The following is a 20,823-nucleotide window of genomic DNA, read 5'->3' on the forward strand; positions in this document are numbered from 1 at the left end:
CAGCATTATATTAACAGCATGAGTTTGAGCATGTATAACCTTAATATAATAACCTTAATATAATAACCTTAATATAATAACCTTAATATAATAACCTTAATATAATAAGGTTAATAGATAAGAAAATATCAATAACCCATATATACAAGCACTTCTTTATATTAAGAAATAGAACTCTTTTCTGACTATGCTCTAACAATGCATAACGCTTTGTTATTACCGCGGGCTTATATGTTGACCGCCCTTTCACTCGACATTCCACGACAATACAGGGTCAAAGCGCCTTGGCACATATCGATAGTCAATGCGCCATCGCTACACTTCATCGCCAATGCAAAGCCGTGTAAATAGTCCACCAGCAAGCTAAGCGCATCGGTGCGGGTTGTTTCTTGTAAACCTAAAGGCGCAACCACAAGGTCAAATCGCTCGATAAAAACCTGAGCGGGTCCTGCTGATTTCATCGTTAACAAGGTTTCTAATAAACCAGGATACTGCCCTAACAGTGCCAAATAACTGTGGCAGAGTTGCTCTAATTCACTCTGCCAATCTTGGTGACCCACGGGCTCATAGACATCTGAAATTAAAGAAACAGTAATCGCTTCAAGTAGCGCATCTTTATTCTTGAAATAATGGTAAATCGCCATCGCATCAACATTCAATGCCGACGCTAGCTTACGAATACTCGGCGTTTTCCCCTCTGCCTGCATTAAACTCTTCGCCTGCGCAATAATAACCGCTTGGCTAAGCTGGCTCCCCTTTCCGCTCGGACGGCCTCGTTTTTTATCGTTGACACTCATGGAGATCACTCGCTACAATTAATTTCTACACTGTAGAATATTTTATAGTGTTATACATAAATTGCAAACCGATACCCATCTAGATAAGTCATGATTGGTATTAAATGATCAGTGTACGCGGAGTCAAAAATGTCGAATATCGTTTATATCGCAACCAGTCTTGATGGTTATATTGCAGACAAAAACAACAAAATTGATTGGTTACACGAAATTCCGAACCCTGAGGGATCTGACATGGGGTTCAGCACATTTATCGATCGCATTGATGCCCTTGTGATGGGCCGCAATACTATGGAGATGGTACTCAGTTTTGACTGTGAATGGCCCTACCCAAAGCCTGTTTTTGTTTTGAGCAACACCATGGCGGAGGTTCCTGCTGGCTATGAAGACAAAATCTTCCTCGTAAAGGGAGAGCTAAAAGACGTAGTTGGTCAAATTAATGCGCAAGGCTTCAACAGCCTTTACATTGATGGTGGCGTGACTATCCAAAACTTTCTGAAAGAAGACATGATCGATGAAATGATCATCACCACGATTCCCGTGTTACTTGGTGGTGGTATTTCACTGTTTGGCGAACTAGCAGCACCGTTAAAATTCAAGCATATTGAGTCGCAGCAATTTTTAGGCTGTATTGTACAAAACCGCTTTTTACGTAATAAGTAATTGATACCAAACTACGGATAATTAAGTCGACATACCTATTATCAGCGCTTAACGGCGTTGATAATAACAAAGCCATCCACTCATCATGAATGATGAAAACCGCTAAACGTCATACCTCCCTCCCTGTTAAACAACCAATATTAACACACTGATAATTAATGGGATTTGTATACGCCCTCACTGACGATTACCCAAGGTTTACCAAGCTCTCTCATCATCAGACAATAACATTTATGTGTTTATGTCATACAAACAATGCAAACCATTCATTTTACTCATAATTTTAAATCAATATAATTTTTGTGGTTATAGACGCAGTGAAGCGTTACCGCAGGGTCATGGTGTTTTCATACCTGCTCTTTATATCCAGTTTAGATTCCCAGTTTTCATATAAAACGTACCTGAACAAAAATAACTAATCCTACAGGTTTGTTTTATATGAAAATTAATCTGTAAAAAGGAAAAATTGATGACTCAGTTAGTCGATGAAATCGTATTTCAATCAGGGGTCCAGCTAAAGAATCGTATCGTAATGGCGCCAATGACGATTCAATCCGCTTTTTTTGATGGCGGCGTGACACAAGAGATGATCACCTATTACGCCTCTCGCGCCGGTGATGCGGGCGCCATTATTGTTGAAAGTGCCTTCGTAGAAAATTATGGCCGTGCTTTCCCCGGAGCATTGGGTATTGATACTGATAGCAAAATCAAGGGACTGAAAAAACTTGCCGATGCTATCAAAGCAAAAGGCTCCAAAGCTATTTTGCAAATCTATCACGCTGGTCGCATGGCAAACCCAGAATTCAATGGTGGTCACCAACCTATCTCAGCGAGTCCAGTTGCAGCACTTAGGGATAACGCTGAAACACCGCTTGAAATGACCGAAGTTCAAATTGCTGCAATGATTGAGCATTTCGGTAATGCTGTTAACCGCGCCATCTTGGCTGGTTTTGATGGTGTTGAGATCCACGGTGCAAACACCTATCTAATCCAACAATTTTTCTCTCCACACTCCAACCGTAGAAATGATCAATGGGGTGGCGATATTGAGAAACGCACAAGATTCCCACTTGCCGTTTTAGATAAAACCAAACAAGTCGCACAATCGCATAATAAGTCGGACTTCATCATCGGTTATCGCTTCTCACCTGAAGAAATTGAAGAGCCAGGTATCCGCTTCGACGATACCATGTACCTGCTAGATAAGCTGGCGACACACGGCTTGGATTATTTCCATTTTTCAATGGGTAGTTGGGTACGTAATTCTATTGTTACCCCTGACGATAAAGAGCCACTCATCACTAAATACCGTCAGCTTCAATCTGAAGCCGTTGCCAAAATACCAGTCATTGGAGTCGGTGGTATTGCACAAACGACCGATGCAGAAAAGGCGCTCGCACATGGCTACGACATGGTGAGTGTGGGTAAAGGCTACTTAGTCGAACCAACATGGGCCGCTAAAGCATTAAAGAATGAAACCTGTGCTGAATTTGCGGACATTGCCCAGCAAGAAGCCTTGCTCATTCCTACCCCACTGTGGGATATCATGGATTATATGATTGTAGATAGTGCTGCCGAAGCACTAAAACACCAGCGCATCAAAGAGTTACAAAACGTTCAAATTAAGTTTGATTCCGGTGAGTATACCGCTTATGGCCGTGGTCATAATGGTAACTTACCTGTCACTGTGACCTTCTCAGAAGATAAGATCCTTGAAATTACGGTTGACTCATCAAAAGAATCAGACGGTATTGCCAACCCTGCATTTGAACGTATTCCACAACAAATTATCGATGGTCAAACCTTAAATATTGATGTGATCTCTGGTGCAACGGTTAGTAGCCAAGCCGTTATCGATGGTGTGTCCAATGCGGTTGATCTCGCTGGTGGTAACTCAGAAGCGCTACGCTGTAAAGCCCGAGAAGCGGTTGAGTGGTCATCTAAAACCATCGAAGAAAACGTAGATATCGTCGTTGTTGGTGGCGGCGGCGCGGGGTTGAGTGCCACACTGACAGCACTTGATAAAGGCAAGTCGGTTATTTTACTCGAAAAATTCCCAGCAATTGGTGGCAACACTGTGCGTACTGGTGGTTGGGTAAATGCCGCTGAACCTGAATGGCAAAATGATTTCGCCGCACTACCAGGCGAAAAAGAAACCCTAATGGCGCTGGCTCAAACGCCAGAGTCAGAATTTACAGATGAGTACCTTGCTGATTTTAAAGTACTTAAATCACAATTAGATACTTACTTCAGCGCTCTCGCAAGCGGCAAGCAATACCTATTTGATTCTGTTGAATTACACCGTATTCAAACTTACCTCGGTGGTAAACGCACCGACCTGAACGGTGAATCGATTTATGGCCAATACGATTTAGTCGAAACCCTAACCTCGCGTGCAATGGAGTCAATTGACTGGTTAAGCGAAAAAGGCATCGATTTTGACCGCAGCGTTGTTGAAATCCCTGTTGGGGCATTATGGCGTCGCGCACACAAGCCTAAACGCCCCAAAGGCGTTGAGTTTGTTGATAAACTGCAAAAGCGTATTCAAGAACAAAATGGCCGCATCATTACCGATACACGCGCTACAGATCTGATGATCGAAGATGGCAAAGTCATCGGTATCAAAGCAACACAAGCGAACGGTACCAAACTTGTCATCAAAGTGAATCATGGTGTCGTACTCGCTTCAGGTGGATTTGGTGCCAATACACAGATGATCAAAAAGTACAACTCGTACTGGAAAGAGATCGCCGATGATATCAAAACAACCAACTCCCCAGCACTCATCGGTGATGGTATCGAAATTGGTGAAAAAGCCGGTGCAGACCTGGTCGGTATGGGGTTTGTACAACTCATGCCAATCGGTGATCCTAAATCTGGCGCATTGCTAACTGGACTGATCGTTCCACCAGAGAACTTTGTCTTCGTTAACCAACAAGGTAAACGCTTTGTGGATGAATGCGGCAGTCGCGATGTGCTATCTGAAGCTTTCTTTGATAACGGTGGTCTGATTTATATGATTGCTGATGACAAGATCCGTCAAACTGCTGCGAATACCTCTGAGGAAACTATCGAGCGAGAAATCAAAGAAGGCATCATCATTCAAGCTGATACCCTTGAAGAGCTGGCTGAAAAAATTGGAATGCCACAAACGGAGTTAACGAAAACTATCCAGCAATACAACGCTTGTGTCGAACAAGGGCATGATCCTGAGTTCAACAAAAGTGCATTTGGCTTAAAAGTAGAAAACGCTCCTTTCTATGCCACGCCACGTCAACCTTCTGTTCACCACACTATGGGGGGACTAAAGATTGATACAAAAGCACGGGTAATCAACAAAGACGGTGCGATCATTTCGGGCTTATATGCGGCGGGGGAAATCACTGGGGGTATCCACGCAGGTAACCGTTTAGGTGGCAACGCATTAATTGATATCTTCACTTATGGTCGTATTGCCGGTGAAAGTGCAGCCAACCGCAGTTAAGCCTAGTGAGACGCTAAGGAGATAGTGCCTTGGTGCTTGATATTAATATACAGAGCAAACATTCACTATTTCCTTAACGTTAAATTAAGGTTGGCATTCACAGAGGGAGGCACGGCTTCCCTCTTCTTACGTTTCAATCATGACCCTTTTTCGTCTAACCCACAGGTAATCACACCTCAATGGCAAAGTATCAAACCAGATTCCAAATGATGGGAACATTCATAGACTTAGTTGTTCACCATTCAAACGGTGAGCAACTAATTCAAGATGTTTATCGCCAACTTCATCAATACGCTCAGCGATTCACCGTGAATCAAGCTGATTCTGAATTAATGCGCGTTAACCGTCATGCCGGTATTTCACCTGTTAGGGTCCAACCCGATCTCTTTAACCTGATCAAAATAGCCAAAACAATCAGTGAAGATCTTGCCAACCCTTTTAACATCGCGATAGGGCCACTGGTTAAAACTTGGCGTATCGGCTTTAATGATGCCAAGGTGCCCACACCAGAGGAAATAGCAACCAAACTGTCCTTGGTTGATCCTAAAAACATTATTTTAAACGAGCACAATCACTCGGTTTTCCTCAGCCAACCCCATATGGAAATTGATCTAGGCGCTATTGCCAAAGGCTTTTTTGCTGATGAAGTGAAAAAGCAACTGATAAACGCTGGCGTTAAGCATGGTTTTATCAGTTTAGGTGGGAATGTCTTAACCATCGGCCATTCACCAAACAATGCCAACCAAGCATGGAATGTCGGCATTCAACACCCTTTTGCGGAACGAGGTTCCATCATTCGCGCAGTTCCTCTTCATGGTGCATCTATGGTGACGTCTGGCATAAATGAGCGCTTTTTCCATTCGAATGGCCAGCGCTATCATCACCTGTTGAATGCAAAAACAGGCATGCCGATTTCAACCGACATTGCCAGCCTCACGATCATTTCTAAACATTCTATAGATGGTGAAATATGGAGCACCGCCGGCTTTCTACCCTCGATAATCGAGGCGCTTCATTACCTAAATCAGCAAGCAGGCATAGAAGCTATCGCTGTTTCAAATCGTGGGGAAGTCCACGTGACTCAAGGGTTAATTGATAATGGAAGCGCTATCAGCTACGCCAAATAGCACAGTGCTTTACTCATTTTGGATCAACTTTGTTTTAGACACCGCAATAACCTGCTTTTCTACCTGCGATATCACCTCTGATACTTGCTCCCATGTGTTCCAATACAGCTCGACAAACAAAGATTGATTATCCATCACTACCAACTCAGATTTCAGTAACTGATCATCAATCAATAACTTGGGGATCATGGTCCACCCTATCCCTTTTTTAACCGTATCTAAAAGGACATGAGAACTTGGAATATAATGCGTTTTCACCTGCTCAACGTTTACGCCATACCCCGCAACAAACCGCTCAGCTAAATCGTCTTCTCTGTCAAAAATAGCAATAGGAGCAGTCATTAATGCTTGCTTATCGATACCAGCACAAAAATGCGACTGATAAAAAGACTGGGAGCACACAGGAATATATTCCAACCTGCCTAAGTATCGTGTCTTACAGCCGGCTATCTGATTACCGTTAGAGGTTATCGCAGCGATGACGTCCCCAGTTTTCAGCAAGGCTTGGGTAGTGACTGTATTCGAGGTGTGAATATCAAATGACAAGTGTGGGTGATCACTAAAACAACTGACAACATCGATAAACCAACAACTTAATGAATCGTGATTTACGGCAATAGAAAGCGATAGCTCACCGGAATATAGGTGATTTTTCAACGCTAAGCTCATTTCATTTTGCAGCAGAAACATCCTACGCGCATAGCTTAAGACCTGCTCTCCAGCCGCTGTTGTTTTAGGGGGCGTGCTACGGATCAACACCGAGCTACCAACACGATTTTCCAATGACTTTATTCGCTGCGACACTGCACCTGGCGAAATATTTAAATGACGCGCAGCACTATCAAAACTTTGTCCATCAACTATCGCTATTAACGTTTCCATTTCTCGATGATCTAGCATCTCAAGCACACCTGCATATTTAGTTTTACTAAAGATATATAAGTATTTTTAGTTTTATTCAACGATAAACACTACTTAATATGTCTTCAAACACCAACTCTCTGATAGAGCCATCGAGAGAAAGAGCGATCACTTCATACTATCGCTGCTCACAACACAACTTTATATCCATCTAGCTTCTCTACGATCACATAGACAAGGGAATAGGTATGTCCAAGTTACTCAATGAAGCACCAACAAAAGCGCCACAAACTTTCTTAAATTTTCCTCTGGTTAAAAATTTCGATGACTTTTCTGCGGATATAGCAATATTAGGCGTACCTTTTGGGATGGCTTATAGCGTTGATGGCATGGCGAATGACCAAAGCCTCGCCCCTGATCATATTCGTCATTGGTCGACAAGAACTGAAATTGAGATGACGCTTAACAACTACGATTTTGATTTAGGTGGAACATTGCTTGATGGCAAAAGCCTTAACATCGTCGACTGTGGCAATGCACGTGCCAGTTTAACCGACCCTCTTGTACATTATGAGAATGCCGAAGCCATTGCTCGCACCGCATTTTCAGCTAACTCCGTACTTATCACCTTAGGCGGTGATCATGGTGTGCCTATTCCAATCATGAAAGCCTTAGAGGTATTGGATAAAGAAATAACACTGATCCATATTGATGCTCACCTTGATTGGCGTGATGAAATCAATGGTGAAAAGAATGGGTATTCGAGCGTGATACGCAGAGCCTCTGAACTTCCGCACATCAAAGCCATTCATCAAATAGGTATGCGAGGTATTGGCAGCGCTCAAACTCAAGAAGTACAAGATGCTATTGCTCACGGCAGCAAAATTACCACAGCTTATCAATTACATGATAAGGGCATGGATGACGTATTAGCTTCAATTCCTGATGGCGGTACTTACTATTTAACCATAGATGCAGACGGTATTGATCCAACCATAATGCCAGCGGTACTGGCACAAACAGCAGGAGGGCTAAACTGGGTTCAGCTTCATAAGCTGATACATGGGCTGGTTAATAAAGGTCGTGTAGTAGGCATGGATTTGGTCGAAATTACGCCTTCATGCGATGTGGGAAATATCTCTATGATCCATGCGGAACGCCTACTTTGTAACTTTATTGGCGCCACGGTACGAGCGGGATATTATGACTAACCACCTCCTCTCACCTCTTCACATTCGATCTCTATACACCATATAAAACGACTGATTCCAATACGAACTGGCCTATTTCATAAAGTAAATTCGCTAGTTCGTGTCAACTTATCGCGACAGCCCTCCGAAGCCTCCCCCATTACTCCTTCACAAATGGCAAGATTGCCAATCTTGGTCAAAACTTTCACACAGTACTTTCACACAGTGCCACTGTCTGAATTCAGCGGAAACTCATCAGCGCGCCATAGCAACAATGGCATCGTGCGCTTGATGAAATAGAAGCAATTTGACCAATAAGGGTAAAAGAATGGATAAACCAATCGTTGCGGACAACAAACCCATAAAAGTTGAACTGACAAAAGGACAAGAATATTATTTTTGTGCCTGTGGACGTTCGAGCAACCAGCCCTTTTGCGACGGCTCACATGCGGGAACTGGGTTCAAGCCCAAAAGCTTTACCGCAGAAGAAACGGGGGACAGTTACCTCTGCCAATGTAAACACACTGCGAATGCCCCTTTCTGCGATGGCTCCCACAAGCAATTTTCAGCAGAACAAGTCGGTAACGAAGGGCCTGGTGTGCAGATTCAAGTTGCAACCGGTTCACCCTCGACAACAGCGCCTGCAGCCACTCCAACCATAGAAGAGCCAACCGTTGCTTTTATCCATCAGCTTGCCCGTGAAGGGTTATCTAAACTGGGTCATCATGGGCCGATGACATCCATGGGAGTACCCCGCCACCTACTACCACATTGGGACGATCTGCAAATCATGGTTGCCCAAATGGCCACAAAACCTTTACTGGAAGATATTCCCGTTGGTACTGAATTAGTGATCGGCCCCAATGCTAACAAGCCACTCAAATTATCCATTCCTTTATTTGTTTCAGACATGAGTTTTGGTTCGTTATCAGAAGAAGCTAAAACAGCGCTCGCCAAAGGGGCTGAGCTTGCGGGTACGGGCATTTGTTCGGGTGAAGGCGGCATGCTACCCGAGGAGCAAGCAGCAAATTCACGCTACTTTTATGAGCTTGCCAGCGCACAATTTGGTTACGATGAAAACTTGCTGAAAAATGTCCAAGCCTTTCATTTTAAAGGTGGCCAAGGCGCAAAAACAGGGACTGGCGGCCATTTACCGGGCAATAAAAATACCGGGAAAATATCTCAGGTACGCGGTATTCCAGAAGGTGAAGCGGCCATTTCTCCGCCCACCTTTAAAGATTTAGTCACAGCCGATGATTTCAAACGTTTTGCCGATCATGTTCGATCAATAACGGGCGGTATCCCTATTGGCTTTAAGCTCAGCGCAAACCACATAGAACAAGACATTCAATTTGCCTTAGATGCCAGCGCCGATTACATCATCCTTGATGGCCGTGGTGGTGGCACAGGTGCGGCCCCTGAAATGTTTCGTGATCATATCAGTGTACCGACTATTCCAGCCCTTGCCCGTGCTCGGCATTATCTTGATCAACAAGGCATGAGCGGCACAGTCACCCTGATCATTACTGGTGGATTACGAGTTCCAATTGATTTTGTCAAAGCCATGGCATTAGGTGCCGACGGTGTCGCAATTTCAAACAGTGCAATGCAATCAATCGGCTGTGTCGCTACGCGTATGTGTAACACCAACAACTGCCCCGCAGGGATTGCAACCCAAAAAGCTGATTTGCGCCAGCGCTTAAACGTCGAGAAATCAGCCAAGCAATTACATAACTTTTTCGAAGCCTCTGTCGAACTGATGCAAGTCATGGCCCGTGCCTGTGGTCATCATCACCTACATGATTTCAACAAAAATGATCTCGCAACCTGGCATCAAGATATGGCGCATTTATCTGGTGTGAAGTACGCGGGATTAAAGAGCAAAGACTGATCGCAAGTTAATAAACCCTTGACGATTAAAGCCTTAAGGTACTCATCTTGTGTTTCGATTCATTGATTTAACGGTCATTTCATAATGCACTCATTCAAGAGAACACTGCAGAGAATGCCGAAAGTCGAAAATATAAGATTTAACGGTAAATATTAGTTAATACATCTACAAATTTGCGACATAGTACGATTTTTAATCTAGCGAACAGTATTAAATTCAGCCTATAAACTCGACAAAAGAGCAAGAAACAAACAAAACAGCGATGAACTACAATCACCAACATGGAGTTGTTAGCGTATGAGTGATACTGAGACACAAGCACCCACCAAAAAAGGGCTGAGCTTTCCATCCGCCTATACTGTGTTATTTGCAGTCGCGGCAATTGTTGCACTACTTACTTGGGTGGTTGACGCGGGGGTATATAACAAACTGTCGTATCAGGGCGATAAGTTTGAAATTACCTATGCTGATGGCACCACTTCAGATCTACCCGCGACGCAAGACAGTCTCGATAGTGTCGGTATTAAAGCGGACTTAGAAAAATTCGTGAATGGGGATATCTATAAACCTGTTGGGATCCCCAATTCATATACTGCCGTCGACCCGAATCCACAAGGGATCATGGATTTATTCCAAGCGCCTATTCAAGGGATGTATCAGTCGATAGATGTGGTCTTCTTTGTGTTAGTCATCGGTGGCTTTATTGGTATCGTTAATCACTCAGGAGCCTTCAGTGCAGGGATCAACCGGTTATCACATGTGATGACAGGCCGAGAAACCTGGTTAATTGTGATTGTTACTGCGCTTATTTCCCTTGGCGGTACCAGTTTTGGGATGGCCGAAGAAACCATCGCTTTCTACCCTATCCTAGTGCCCATTTTTATCGCCGCAGGTTATGACGCTATCGTTGCACTTGCTGCTATCTACTTAGGTTCTTCAATCGGTACCATGTGTTCAACCGTGAACCCGTTCTCGACCATCATCGCATCTAACGCAGCAGGCATTAACTGGACACTTGGGCTTAACTCTCGTCTTGCATTGCTTATTGTTGGTACTGTTACCTGCATGCTGTACATCATTCGCTATGCTAAGCGAGTAAAAGCCGATCCAACTCAATCTTTGATCTATAACCAAAAGAAAGAGATCGAAGCGCGTTTCTTGAAAAATGTGTCAGCCGACCAAGATCACAGTAAACTTGAAAAACATCACTCACTCATTCTGATTTTGTTTGCATCAACCTTCTTCATCATGGTGTACGGCGTATCATCTTTAGGTTGGTGGTTTGAAGAGATGACGACGCTGTTCTTTGTTTCATCCATTATTATTGCCATCGTTGACCGCATTCCTGAAAAGCAGTTTGTGACTGAATTTATCCAAGGTGCTAACGACTTATTGGGGGTCGCTTTGATCATTGCGATTGCTCGTGGGGTCACTGTGCTAATGGATAACGGTATGATCAGTGATTCAATCTTGCATGCCAGTGCCGCAATGGTCGATGGTATGGACAAAGGCGTGTTTATCGTAGTGATGATGTTCTTGTTCGCGGGAATATCTTTCTTCGTACCGTCTTCTTCAGGCTTAGCCGTATTGTCGATGCCTATCATGGCACCGTTAGCGGATGTAGTGGGTGTACCTCGTGACAATATTGTCAGTGCTTACCAATTTGGTATGGGATTAATGGCCTTTATTACCCCAACAGGCTTAGTCTTAGCATCACTGGCGATGGTGAATGTCACCTTTGATAAGTGGCTTAAATTTGTATTGCCACTACTAGGGATATTAATAGCCTTATCCGCCACGACCTTGCTAGTCAGTGTGTATATTTAATTGCTGATCTTTCAACAAAGCGAGATTAAGAAGCTCAAGTGAAGCACAACAATGCCGTTCAAAATCATGAACGGCATTCTTTCATCAAGGCTCTACGGCATTGTACAACAGTCTTAAATAACACCTTTATCTGCAAGCTGTTCAAGTATCACTGCTGTTTTCTCTCTAAAAGCATCCCGTAACAAACGCACCGCCGGAGTAATCGATTGTCGGCTTGGGCAAACTAACCACAGCTCAGTAGGCGTCGCCTGATATGCTGACATGACACTTTCGACGCTACCTGAAAGCAAATCTTGTGACATATCTAAACTGGATTTCACCGCAAGCCCGTGTCCAGCGATACACCAACGCCGTACCATATCGCCATCATTTGATGCCCTGTTACCGGTTAGCTTCACTTTATGTTTAACACCATCTGCTGAAAACTCCCAGACATCCTGAATGACATCATGAAGCTGATAAAGCAGCGCATTATGCTGAGTAAGATCACTCGGTACACTAGGTGTTCCATGTTGCGCTAAATACGCTTTTGTCGCGCAAAGTACACGAGGTACATCGCAGATTTTAAAACCGTACATATTGGCATCGGTTGGCGATCCGTAACGCAAGGCCATATCGACAGAGTCTCGATAAAAATCAACATTGCTATCACTAATATTGGCGCGGACACTTAATTGAGGATACGCATCCATAAATTCATCAAGCCAAGGCTGCACAAGGTTTCGACCTAAATCCGATGACAGTGCGATACGCAGTTCACCGTCAACGATGTCTAACCCATCTTTCATATTTTGCTTTGCTTGATCCAACATGAGTAAGGCTTGCTCACACTGTGGGATATAACGTTCACCAGCACTCGACAACCTTAAATGACGCGTTGTACGAATAAAAAGCTCTAAACCTAATGCGCTCTCAACGCGTTTTACCGCAGCGCTCGCCGTTGCTGTGCGCATATCTAAATTTGCTGCAGCGGCTGTTATGCTTCGGAACTCAGCGACTTTCAGTATAATTTGCAGATCTTCTAGCAACATATCTCTCTCACTGATTGTCTAAAATTTTTTGATAATAGTGAGGAAATTATAATGCTTATAATTTATGCTTCAAGCACTTGAATGCCTACTCAATACAAGATAAAAGAAAAGTAAGATGAATACGCGCCAAATGGGCCCCTAACAAAAAACGATCAATAAGCGGGCTTATTGATCGTCATTGAAAGTCTGTTGAGAGCTTAACCCTAGCTGTTAGCAAAGTTAATCGCAATTTTGCCGATTGATGCACCAGTCTCAATGCGACGGTGGGCTTCTTTCATCACATCGGCACCAAAACCGTCGATAGTATCTGTGAGCGTCGTTTGAATACGGCCAGCATCAATCAAGTTCGCCACTTGGAACAATATTTCTTGCTGTTTAATCATGTCATCCGTCTTAAATAGCGAGCGAGTAAACATCAGTTCCCAAATAAAGCCCACCGATTTGCCTTGAAGTTGAGACAAGTCGATGCCGCCATCAAATTCAACAATTGAACTGATCATACCTTGTGGTGCAATCAGTTCTACCATGGCATCCCAATGTCCTTTGGTATCAGCAACATTAAAAATGTAATCGACATGCTCGATCCCTTGCTCACGCACAGAATTTACAAGATCACGGTGGTTAACAACATGATCTGCTCCCATTTGCTTTACCCAACGTTCGGTTTCAGGACGAGAAGCCGTTGCTATAACCGTCAGATTAGTCAGCTGTTTCGCCAATTGAATAGTAATAGAACCCACACCACCAGCACCACCAATGACCAGTAGGGATTTCTTCTCAGTAGGCTTGATGCGTAAACGATCAAACAAGGCTTCCCACGCGGTTAATGCGCCCAATGGCATTACCGCAGCTTCTGCATCAGTCAGGCTGAGTGGCGCATGGGCCACAATTCGGTGGTCAACGGCTTGATACTCTGCATTTGATCCTGATCGCGTCACATCGCCAGCATAGTAAACACGATCGCCAGTCGCAAAGCCCGCTACGTTTTTTCCTGTCGCAACGACAATCCCCACAGCATCAAACCCAAGCACACGAGGCTGCTCTAATGTTTTATCTGCCGCTGCACGTACACGAATTTTTGCGTCCGCCGGATTAATCGAATTCGCACTCACTTTTACCAGCAAATCATCATCACCAAGGGTTGGCATTGCTGTTGTGAAATCAACCAAGCTTTCAGGCTGTTCAATAGGTAATGATTGAGTAAAGCCGATAGCTTGCATTGTAGAAGGGACTGGCATGATATGTTTCTCCGATAATATTGTTATCCGCCTGCGGGTTTTATGCTAAGTACCGCAATACATAGCCGTCTAAAACTATCGCTCAGCGTTAATTTGTATGGGCGCTTTAAACACTAGGCTTTCAAATAAAGCATGGGATAAACAATAACGTGAAGATTACATAAGAAAAACCATGCTATGACAGAAATACTTTCAATTTATTTTTGATAATAAGCATGATTACCCACCAACACCATAAGGCTGCTCTCTCTCACTTCTCGCGAGATTATGGATAAAAAGTTCCAAGATGATTGGAAAGTAGAACTATTTTTCAGAGCCGTCCTTCACGGCATGATAACGCCTCCAAAACAGTTCTCATCAATCAAAACGAGAACCTACAAAAGAACAAGGTTAACCTTCATGACTGCTTATTTTATTCTAACTTACGATATTGCCGATCCAGAACAATATGCGAAATACAATCCAGGCTCTAACGAACTAACAGGCAGCACTATTGCAAAACATGGTGGTGCACTACTCGCCGCCACCAATGAAGGCCTACAACTTGATGGTCATGATGCTGATATCAAAGTCGTACTCCAATTTCCAAGCCGATCGGCAGCACAAGCGTGGATTGATGACCCAGATTATGCACCCGCTAAAGCCATACGCTTAGCATCAACCAAAAACCTAAACGCATTCATTGTCGATAAGCTATGAAGCCTTAGCCTAACGTAATGAGTAAGAACATATAAAAAAGCGAACTGATTGGCAGTTCGCCTTTGCTATTATTTTCTTCCTTTGCTTTACATCTGATGTTGCCGCTTACTTGATCGATTACACAGTTGTCTCACCAAATGCAGGCTACGTATTGGAAGCACTGATAATGTGCGATTCCCAACGAGGAGGCGAACCAATATAGTCTTGTACCGCTTTGATAAACTCTTTCACTAGCATAGTTTGCTTTCGGTGAGGGTAGATCGCATAAATAGCCGTTTCTCTCGTCGATACTTCATAATGCGGTAATAACTGCACCAAACCTAGTTCATCCATATGCTGATCTAAATTAGAAATATCAATTAGGCTATAGCCTAGACCATCCCTTACTGCGCCAATCATAGTGCGCACATCGCTGACTTTATAATTTCCCTGCATTTTATACATATCAAATGGCTTACTGCTTCCTCTTTCTCGAGTGCTCAATTGATCAAGCGTAAGCGTGCCATTGCTGTAAACAACAGCAGGCAGTGCGATCAGCTCGTCTGGTGTTTGAGGAAGTCCATGCGTTTCAATAAAAGCGGTGGCAGCAACAGCAATAAAATTTGTCTCTGCAATTTTACGAGCGATTAAGTTCGATTCTGTTAACTTACCCAAACGAAAAGCGAGATCGAAATGATCGCCAATAATATCGGCTTTCTTATCATCCAAAGATAGATTTATTTTTACATCAGGGTACAGCTGCATAAACTGTGAAATCACAGGTTGCAGGTATTCTTGCCCAAAATAGACTGGAGAAGTTATCCGCAGTTCTCCTTTAGGCACAGATTGGTAAGCATCAGCAATATTTTTTATATTGTCTAATGTCTCCACAAGTGTGTGTGTTTGCTCTAAGATCTCTTCCCCTGCCGACGTTAAAGAAAAAGATCGGGTTGACCGATTCAATAACTGCACCCCAAGCACTTGCTCAAGTTTTTTTATCTGCTTCGAAAGCGATGAATTGTCCATATCATGCAGTAGTGCGGCTTTCGTAAAAGACCCCTGCTGTACAACATCCAGAAACAATAACAACTGGTTGGTAATAGACATCGATCTTCCTCGATCTTATTGCATAAATCAGATGACTCTCATCTTACGACGATATTGCCATCATCACACTCAGAATCTTGTCAGATACGATAGACAAAGCGAATGAAGAACACTCGCGAAAGGAAAAGCGAACCACCTAAATGTCACCCAGTTCGCTTTATGGTATGCAGATCGAGGCCTAGACAGCTACGCCCATGGAATGGGCTTCTACGCCTTCGGCTTTACGTTGAAAGTCAGTCACACTTTTGTAGAGAATAGCCATTAACAAAATACCGGTTGCCGCTAAGCCCAGAGCCACACCCGCCCATATACCTTCAAGTCCCATCGTATCCATTAAGAACCAAGCAGCAGGTAAGCCAACAAGCCAATAACCGATAACAGTGACGACGGTTGGGGCTATCACAACCTTCATTCCACGTAAAATGCTAATGGCTGCCAGTTGCCATGCATCGACCACAAAGCACAATGCAACCATGATCATGACACCAGGTAAGGCTTTCACAAGATCGGTTGCTAACGCATCCCCTTCCACACTAAACACCTGTGTTAAAAATTCTGGGTACATACTTAACAACACACCGATCACTGCACTGGTTGCTGTCACCACGATCAAGCCTTGTTTAGCATAATGACGCACCAAACGCGGTTCATTACTGCCGACATGCTGGCTAACGAGAATAGAGGTCGCTTGCGAAAAACCAAAAGCGATATTCCACGAGAAATTCAAGCATTGCATCGCAATCTGGTTAATCGCTAACGACACAGCACCTAAGGTACCCGCTAATAAAGCCGCCCCAGAAAACAACGCGTGTTCAAGCAAGGTGGCAATCATAATCGGTACACCAATACCTAGCAGTGGTGTAATCGCATTCAGCTTATACTCACCTATTAACATCAAAGGATTATATTTTTTATAACGTGGTTGGCTAAAGACCCAAAAGCCATAACCCAACATAATAATGAATGCAGCTAACGATGTGCCGTAGCCTAAGCCCGCAATCCCCATATCTAGCTTGAATGCCAATAGATAACTGAGTGGGACATTGAGCATCACAGTCGCTAATGACATCACCATAACTGAGCGTGTATCACCAAATGCACTGACTAGGCTACGTAATACAAGTAAAAAGAGTGTTGGCAACATAGACCATTTCAATGCATGAAAGTAATCCATAGCGAGAACAACGGCCTGCGGATCTTGTTTAGCATGCAGTAACCAGTTATCCATAGTGTAAAACAACGGCTGCAGTGCCACCGTTAATATCACGGCAAGAAGAATCCCCCCCTTTAACGAGGAACGAACTTCTTGATCAGCTTTTTCTGGCTGACGCACTTGTTTACCGTAAGCAATAGCGATTAAGTTAGCGACACAGCCAACTGTACTGCCCGCAATAATGAAGATAAACGAATACACAGACGCACCCAAGCCACCGCCAGCGATTGCGAGAATGTTCAGTTGAGCCATCATCCAAACATCGGTGAACATAAGAAGTTGGGCAATCAACTGAGAAATAATTAAAGGTATAGCTAGGCTTATCAGCTTTTTCATTCGTCTTTAGTGCTCACGGAATTATTAGATTTGCTTGAATATGCGATTGAACTGTATGGCTAGGCAGTGAGTTATCTCGATGGACAGAGGGAAGTGAAAAAGTGTGTTACCGATACTTGCCTCAACTGCTTTTTAGCTACAGCGTGAAAATAACTTGCGTCTTACTCTCACAAGGTAGTGCTATTCGCATTGATTTTCAAACGAGTTTTCGGCACTCTTGCATTCATAAAACTCATGCAAGAGGTCGCTAAGTTGAAAAAAAGACACGCTTCATTGCCATCATCACTTAACGCATTACGTGTATTTGAAGCCGCCTCGCGCAATTTAAGCTTTACACTCGCAGCAGAAGAACTAAATGTGACTCAAAGTGCGGTCAGTCGCCAAATAAAACAGTTAGAAGAGAATATCGGTATTGCACTATTTATAAGGCAGCATAGAGCCTTAACATTAACGAATGAAGGTAAATCACTTGCTGATTTACTAACTCGCCAGTTTAGCGAACTAAATGGTCATATTGATCAACTTAAACACCAAGATGACAACACTTTACGCTTGAATGTAGCCATGAGCTTAGCAGTACGCTGGCTCATTCCTCGCTTGCATTCATTTAAAGAACAGCAGCCCGATATCGATATTGTCCTCTCTTCCATCATAGGCAATAGCAGCGATGAGGTTAGCCTCGCGAATGATGAATACGACATTGCGATCTATAACTATGAAGATAAGCCTCAAAATCGCTTTGATTCGATCTTTTTACGTGATGAGCTACTCGCGCCAGTCTATTCAGCATTGATCGCACCAGAAACCCAACAACTAACACTCGAAGAAGCACTTTGTTTTCCCTTATTACACCCAACTAAAGACAGATCTGACTGGCGCAATTGGCTTGCACAATCAGGAATTCGCTTCTCACATCAAGACAATGGATTAACCTTCGACACTTTAGATATGGCGCTAACGTCTTGTATGGCAGGGCAAGGCATCGCAATGACTGACTTACTACTGGTTGTGAATGAACTTGAGAAGGGGTTTCTTCAACTCCCTCACCCCGTCACTATCATTGAGGGTCCATGGCGTTATGCCTATGTTTGCCAAAAACAAAATGCCATCACACGAACCTTTATCACTTGGCTCAAAGAGCAAGTCGCTTTAGAACGAGAACAATTTGAAGTCTTAGCCAAAACCAAAGGTTGGCAAATCCAAACAGCTTCCCTATAAAATCATACTTAAGACATCAGAGGGGCATAGCCCAAGGCTCACCACCTAATGCTCCCTCTACACCTCCCTAAAATGCTACCATTTTCATAGCAGATTCTGACTAGAGCACTAAGCTTGTTTATATCCATACTCTTGATTCACTAAGCAGAATATTACGTAGTAAGAAACACTTAGCACTGAACAAAAATTGCAGTTAGGTTGTGGCTCTACTGACAAAACCGATAACGTACTTATTTGTAACCTTGACCAACAAGAACGAGATGAAAATTAATGGTGTAGGTATTTATACAAACATCGTGTTTTCTACTTGCGTGCAACCACCCTAAATGATAATAATTATCACTACAGAAATTAAACATCGGATCTCGCATGAAACAAACAGCAAGTTGCTACCAAGCTTTCTTCTCTGCTGAAGATCGCTTTCTTAACCCGCACATCGTTCCTGGTTTTGAACCAGACGTCATTGTTGATTTTATTCAATCAGGGATAACACTTGCTGCTTGTTACCAATCAGGGACCCAAACCCCGAATCCGCTTCTACAAGAACTATTCCTACGGCGGGTGTTTTTCAATCTACTCAAAGCCATCGATCATCGTGGTCATTCGCGTATTTTTCGTCGTGTCTGTTGGGATTATCTGCATTGTCCGCTGCTCGCCTTAAAGAAATATTATGGCGACTCGCAAACAGGTAAACAGCGCTTCCTCTCATTACAGCGAGAAATCAGACAAGTCCAACATACATCTGGCTTCTAAGGACCTTTCATGACTATCCAATACCGAACAGAAACCGACAGCATGGGCGATGTGCACGTGCCAAAAGACGCGCTTTATCAAGCTCAAACACAGCGTGCTATCAATAACTTTCCCATTAGCGGAATACCAATGCCAACCACCTTCATTCAAGCATTGGCATACATAAAACAAGCGGCAGCACGCAGTAACCTTGAATTAAAGTTGCTCGATCACGACATTGCACATGCAATCATTGACAGTTGCCAGAAGATCATCGACAAGCAATACCATGAACATTTTCCTATAGATGTCTTTCAAACAGGCTCTGGAACCAGTTCAAATATGAATGCTAATGAAGTAATTGCGACACTAGCCAGTGAACAGCTTGGTCAAACCGTGAGCCCCAATGATCATGTGAACATGGGGCAAAGCAGCAACGATGTGATCCCAACCGCAATTCAAGTCAGTGCCGCATTAAGCTACCACCAGCATCTATCACCTGCGTTGTCCCACCTAAACACAGCGCTCGATAAAAAAAGTATTCAAGTTGAAGGGGTGATAAAAACAGGGCGTACGCATTTAATGGATGCCATGCCGATTTCACTCACACAAGAGCTACAAGGCTGGAAAACCCAAATTGAGAAAGCCAAACTAGGCATTGAACACGCATTAGAAAATAGCAGTGCGCTTGCCCAAGGCGGGACAGCCGTTGGCACAGGGATCAACGCTGATCCGCAATTTGCCGCTATTTTTGCTAATAACCTATCAATATCAACCGAAATCGCTTTTACCACTAGCGATAACTTTTTCTACAATCTTGGTAGCCAAGATGCCATTGTTGCTTTATCGGGCCAGTTAAAAACAACAGCTGTAGCAATCATGAAAATTGCCAATGACTTGCGCTGGATGAATTCTGGCCCACTGGCAGGGTTAGGTGAAATTGAGCTTGAAGCCTTGCAGCCAGGCTCATCGATTATGCCAGGAAAGGTTAATCCAGTGATCCCTGAAGCCGCTGCTATGGTTGCTGCGCAAGTGATAGGTAACGATGCTACCATCACAGTCGCGGGACAATCTGGTAACTTCCAGTTAAACGTTATGCTACCTGTTATAGCCCATAACCTGCTTCAAAGTATGGAGCTACTTGCCAACGCCTCTACCCTATTAGCCGATAAAGCGATTGCGACCTTTATGGTACGTGACGATAACCTTCAGCAAGCACTAGCCAAAAACCCAATATTGGTAACTGCACTAAACCCAGTGATTGGTTACTTAAAAGCGGCAGAAATAGCCAAGAAAGCATATAAAGAACAGCGGGCAATCATTGATGTCGCAGAAGAAGAAACTGCATTAAGCCGAAGTGAGCTAGAACGATTACTCAACCCAGCGAAGCTGACTCAAGGTGGGATTGCGCAATAGCATTTCAAACACAA

At 43.6% G+C, this 20,823-nt stretch carries 16 protein-coding genes; 10 read left to right on the plus strand and 6 right to left on the minus strand.

All coding sequences use genetic code 11. From position 1 onward, the window contains the following. Positions 1–227 precede the first annotated feature (227 nt). Positions 228–797: a TetR/AcrR family transcriptional regulator gene (locus tag OCU77_RS20765; protein ID WP_048900939.1), complete on the minus strand. Its 570-nt coding sequence runs from the start codon at positions 795–797 to the stop codon at positions 228–230. Positions 798–926: 129 nt separating this feature from the next. On the opposite strand from OCU77_RS20765, the gene OCU77_RS20770 reads away from it, so the two are divergent. The 3 genes from OCU77_RS20770 (at position 927) to OCU77_RS20780 (ending at position 6,071) form a co-directional block, all read left to right on the plus strand. Next, a complete protein-coding gene (locus OCU77_RS20770; protein ID WP_048900938.1) occupies positions 927–1,460 on the plus strand; it encodes a dihydrofolate reductase family protein in 534 nt (177 codons plus the stop codon). 469 nt (positions 1,461–1,929) lie between these two features. Continuing rightward, entirely contained in the window at positions 1,930–4,944 is a 3,015-nt protein-coding gene (locus OCU77_RS20775; RefSeq protein WP_048900937.1) for an NADH-dependent flavin oxidoreductase, read from the plus strand. A 179-nt stretch (positions 4,945–5,123) separates the two neighbouring features. Further along, positions 5,124–6,071 carry an FAD:protein FMN transferase gene (locus OCU77_RS20780; RefSeq protein WP_048900936.1) on the plus strand — a complete coding sequence of 316 codons (948 nt, stop codon included), beginning with the start codon at positions 5,124–5,126 and terminating at the stop codon, positions 6,069–6,071. A 9-nt stretch (positions 6,072–6,080) separates the two neighbouring features. Here OCU77_RS20780 and OCU77_RS20785 read toward each other — a convergent pair whose 3' ends face one another. Further along, on the minus strand, positions 6,081–6,971 hold the full coding sequence (locus OCU77_RS20785; RefSeq protein WP_048900935.1) for an ArgP/LysG family DNA-binding transcriptional regulator: 891 nt from the start codon (positions 6,969–6,971) through the stop codon (positions 6,081–6,083). 209 nt (positions 6,972–7,180) lie between these two features. Between OCU77_RS20785 and OCU77_RS20790 the strand changes: the two genes are divergently transcribed. The 3 genes from OCU77_RS20790 to OCU77_RS20800 all read left to right on the plus strand — a co-directional run bounded on the left by OCU77_RS20790 (position 7,181) and on the right by OCU77_RS20800 (position 11,840). Further along, positions 7,181–8,143 carry an agmatinase gene (locus OCU77_RS20790; protein ID WP_107302731.1) on the plus strand — a complete coding sequence of 321 codons (963 nt, stop codon included), beginning with the start codon at positions 7,181–7,183 and terminating at the stop codon, positions 8,141–8,143. A 307-nt stretch (positions 8,144–8,450) separates the two neighbouring features. Next, positions 8,451–10,013, plus strand: a complete 1,563-nt coding sequence (locus OCU77_RS20795) for a glutamate synthase-related protein (protein WP_048900934.1) — start codon at positions 8,451–8,453, stop codon at positions 10,011–10,013. A 297-nt stretch (positions 10,014–10,310) separates the two neighbouring features. Beyond that, positions 10,311–11,840 carry a YfcC family protein gene (locus tag OCU77_RS20800; RefSeq protein ID WP_107302732.1) on the plus strand — a complete coding sequence of 510 codons (1,530 nt, stop codon included), beginning with the start codon at positions 10,311–10,313 and terminating at the stop codon, positions 11,838–11,840. 113 nt (positions 11,841–11,953) lie between these two features. Here the strand turns inward: OCU77_RS20800 and OCU77_RS20805 are convergent, their stop codons facing one another. Further along, entirely contained in the window at positions 11,954–12,871 is a 918-nt protein-coding gene (locus tag OCU77_RS20805; RefSeq protein ID WP_048900933.1) for a LysR family transcriptional regulator, read from the minus strand. A gap of 203 nt (positions 12,872–13,074) precedes the next feature. Further along, positions 13,075–14,109 (minus strand): zinc-binding alcohol dehydrogenase family protein, encoded by a 1,035-nt coding sequence (locus OCU77_RS20810; RefSeq protein WP_048900932.1) that lies wholly within the window; start codon positions 14,107–14,109, stop codon positions 13,075–13,077. 399 nt (positions 14,110–14,508) lie between these two features. Here OCU77_RS20810 and OCU77_RS20815 point away from each other — a divergent pair, with 399 nt between their 5' ends. Next, complete coding sequence (locus OCU77_RS20815) at positions 14,509–14,808, plus strand: DUF1330 domain-containing protein (protein ID WP_048900931.1); 300 nt, start codon at positions 14,509–14,511, stop codon at positions 14,806–14,808. 144 nt (positions 14,809–14,952) lie between these two features. On the opposite strand, the gene OCU77_RS20820 is transcribed toward OCU77_RS20815, so the two are convergent. Next, positions 14,953–15,894, minus strand: coding sequence for a LysR family transcriptional regulator (locus tag OCU77_RS20820; RefSeq protein WP_048900930.1), 942 nt, complete (start codon positions 15,892–15,894; stop codon positions 14,953–14,955). A gap of 178 nt (positions 15,895–16,072) precedes the next feature. Continuing rightward, on the minus strand, positions 16,073–17,443 hold the full coding sequence (locus tag OCU77_RS20825) for an MATE family efflux transporter (RefSeq protein ID WP_048900929.1): 1,371 nt from the start codon (positions 17,441–17,443) through the stop codon (positions 16,073–16,075). A 252-nt stretch (positions 17,444–17,695) separates the two neighbouring features. Here OCU77_RS20825 and OCU77_RS20830 point away from each other — a divergent pair, with 252 nt between their 5' ends. From OCU77_RS20830 to OCU77_RS20840, 3 genes are all read left to right on the plus strand, one after another. After that, the gene (locus tag OCU77_RS20830) at positions 17,696–18,661 is read left to right on the plus strand and encodes a LysR substrate-binding domain-containing protein (RefSeq protein ID WP_048900941.1); all 966 of its coding nucleotides are present in this window, start codon (positions 17,696–17,698) and stop codon (positions 18,659–18,661) included. A gap of 369 nt (positions 18,662–19,030) precedes the next feature. Beyond that, entirely contained in the window at positions 19,031–19,414 is a 384-nt protein-coding gene (locus tag OCU77_RS20835; protein WP_048900928.1) for a hypothetical protein, read from the plus strand. Between the two features lie 9 nt (positions 19,415–19,423). After that, positions 19,424–20,809: a class II fumarate hydratase gene (locus tag OCU77_RS20840; protein ID WP_048900927.1), complete on the plus strand. Its 1,386-nt coding sequence runs from the start codon at positions 19,424–19,426 to the stop codon at positions 20,807–20,809. Positions 20,810–20,823 lie beyond the last annotated feature (14 nt).

The organism is Photobacterium swingsii (assembly GCF_024346715.1).
Lineage (GTDB): Bacteria > Pseudomonadota > Gammaproteobacteria > Enterobacterales > Vibrionaceae > Photobacterium > Photobacterium swingsii.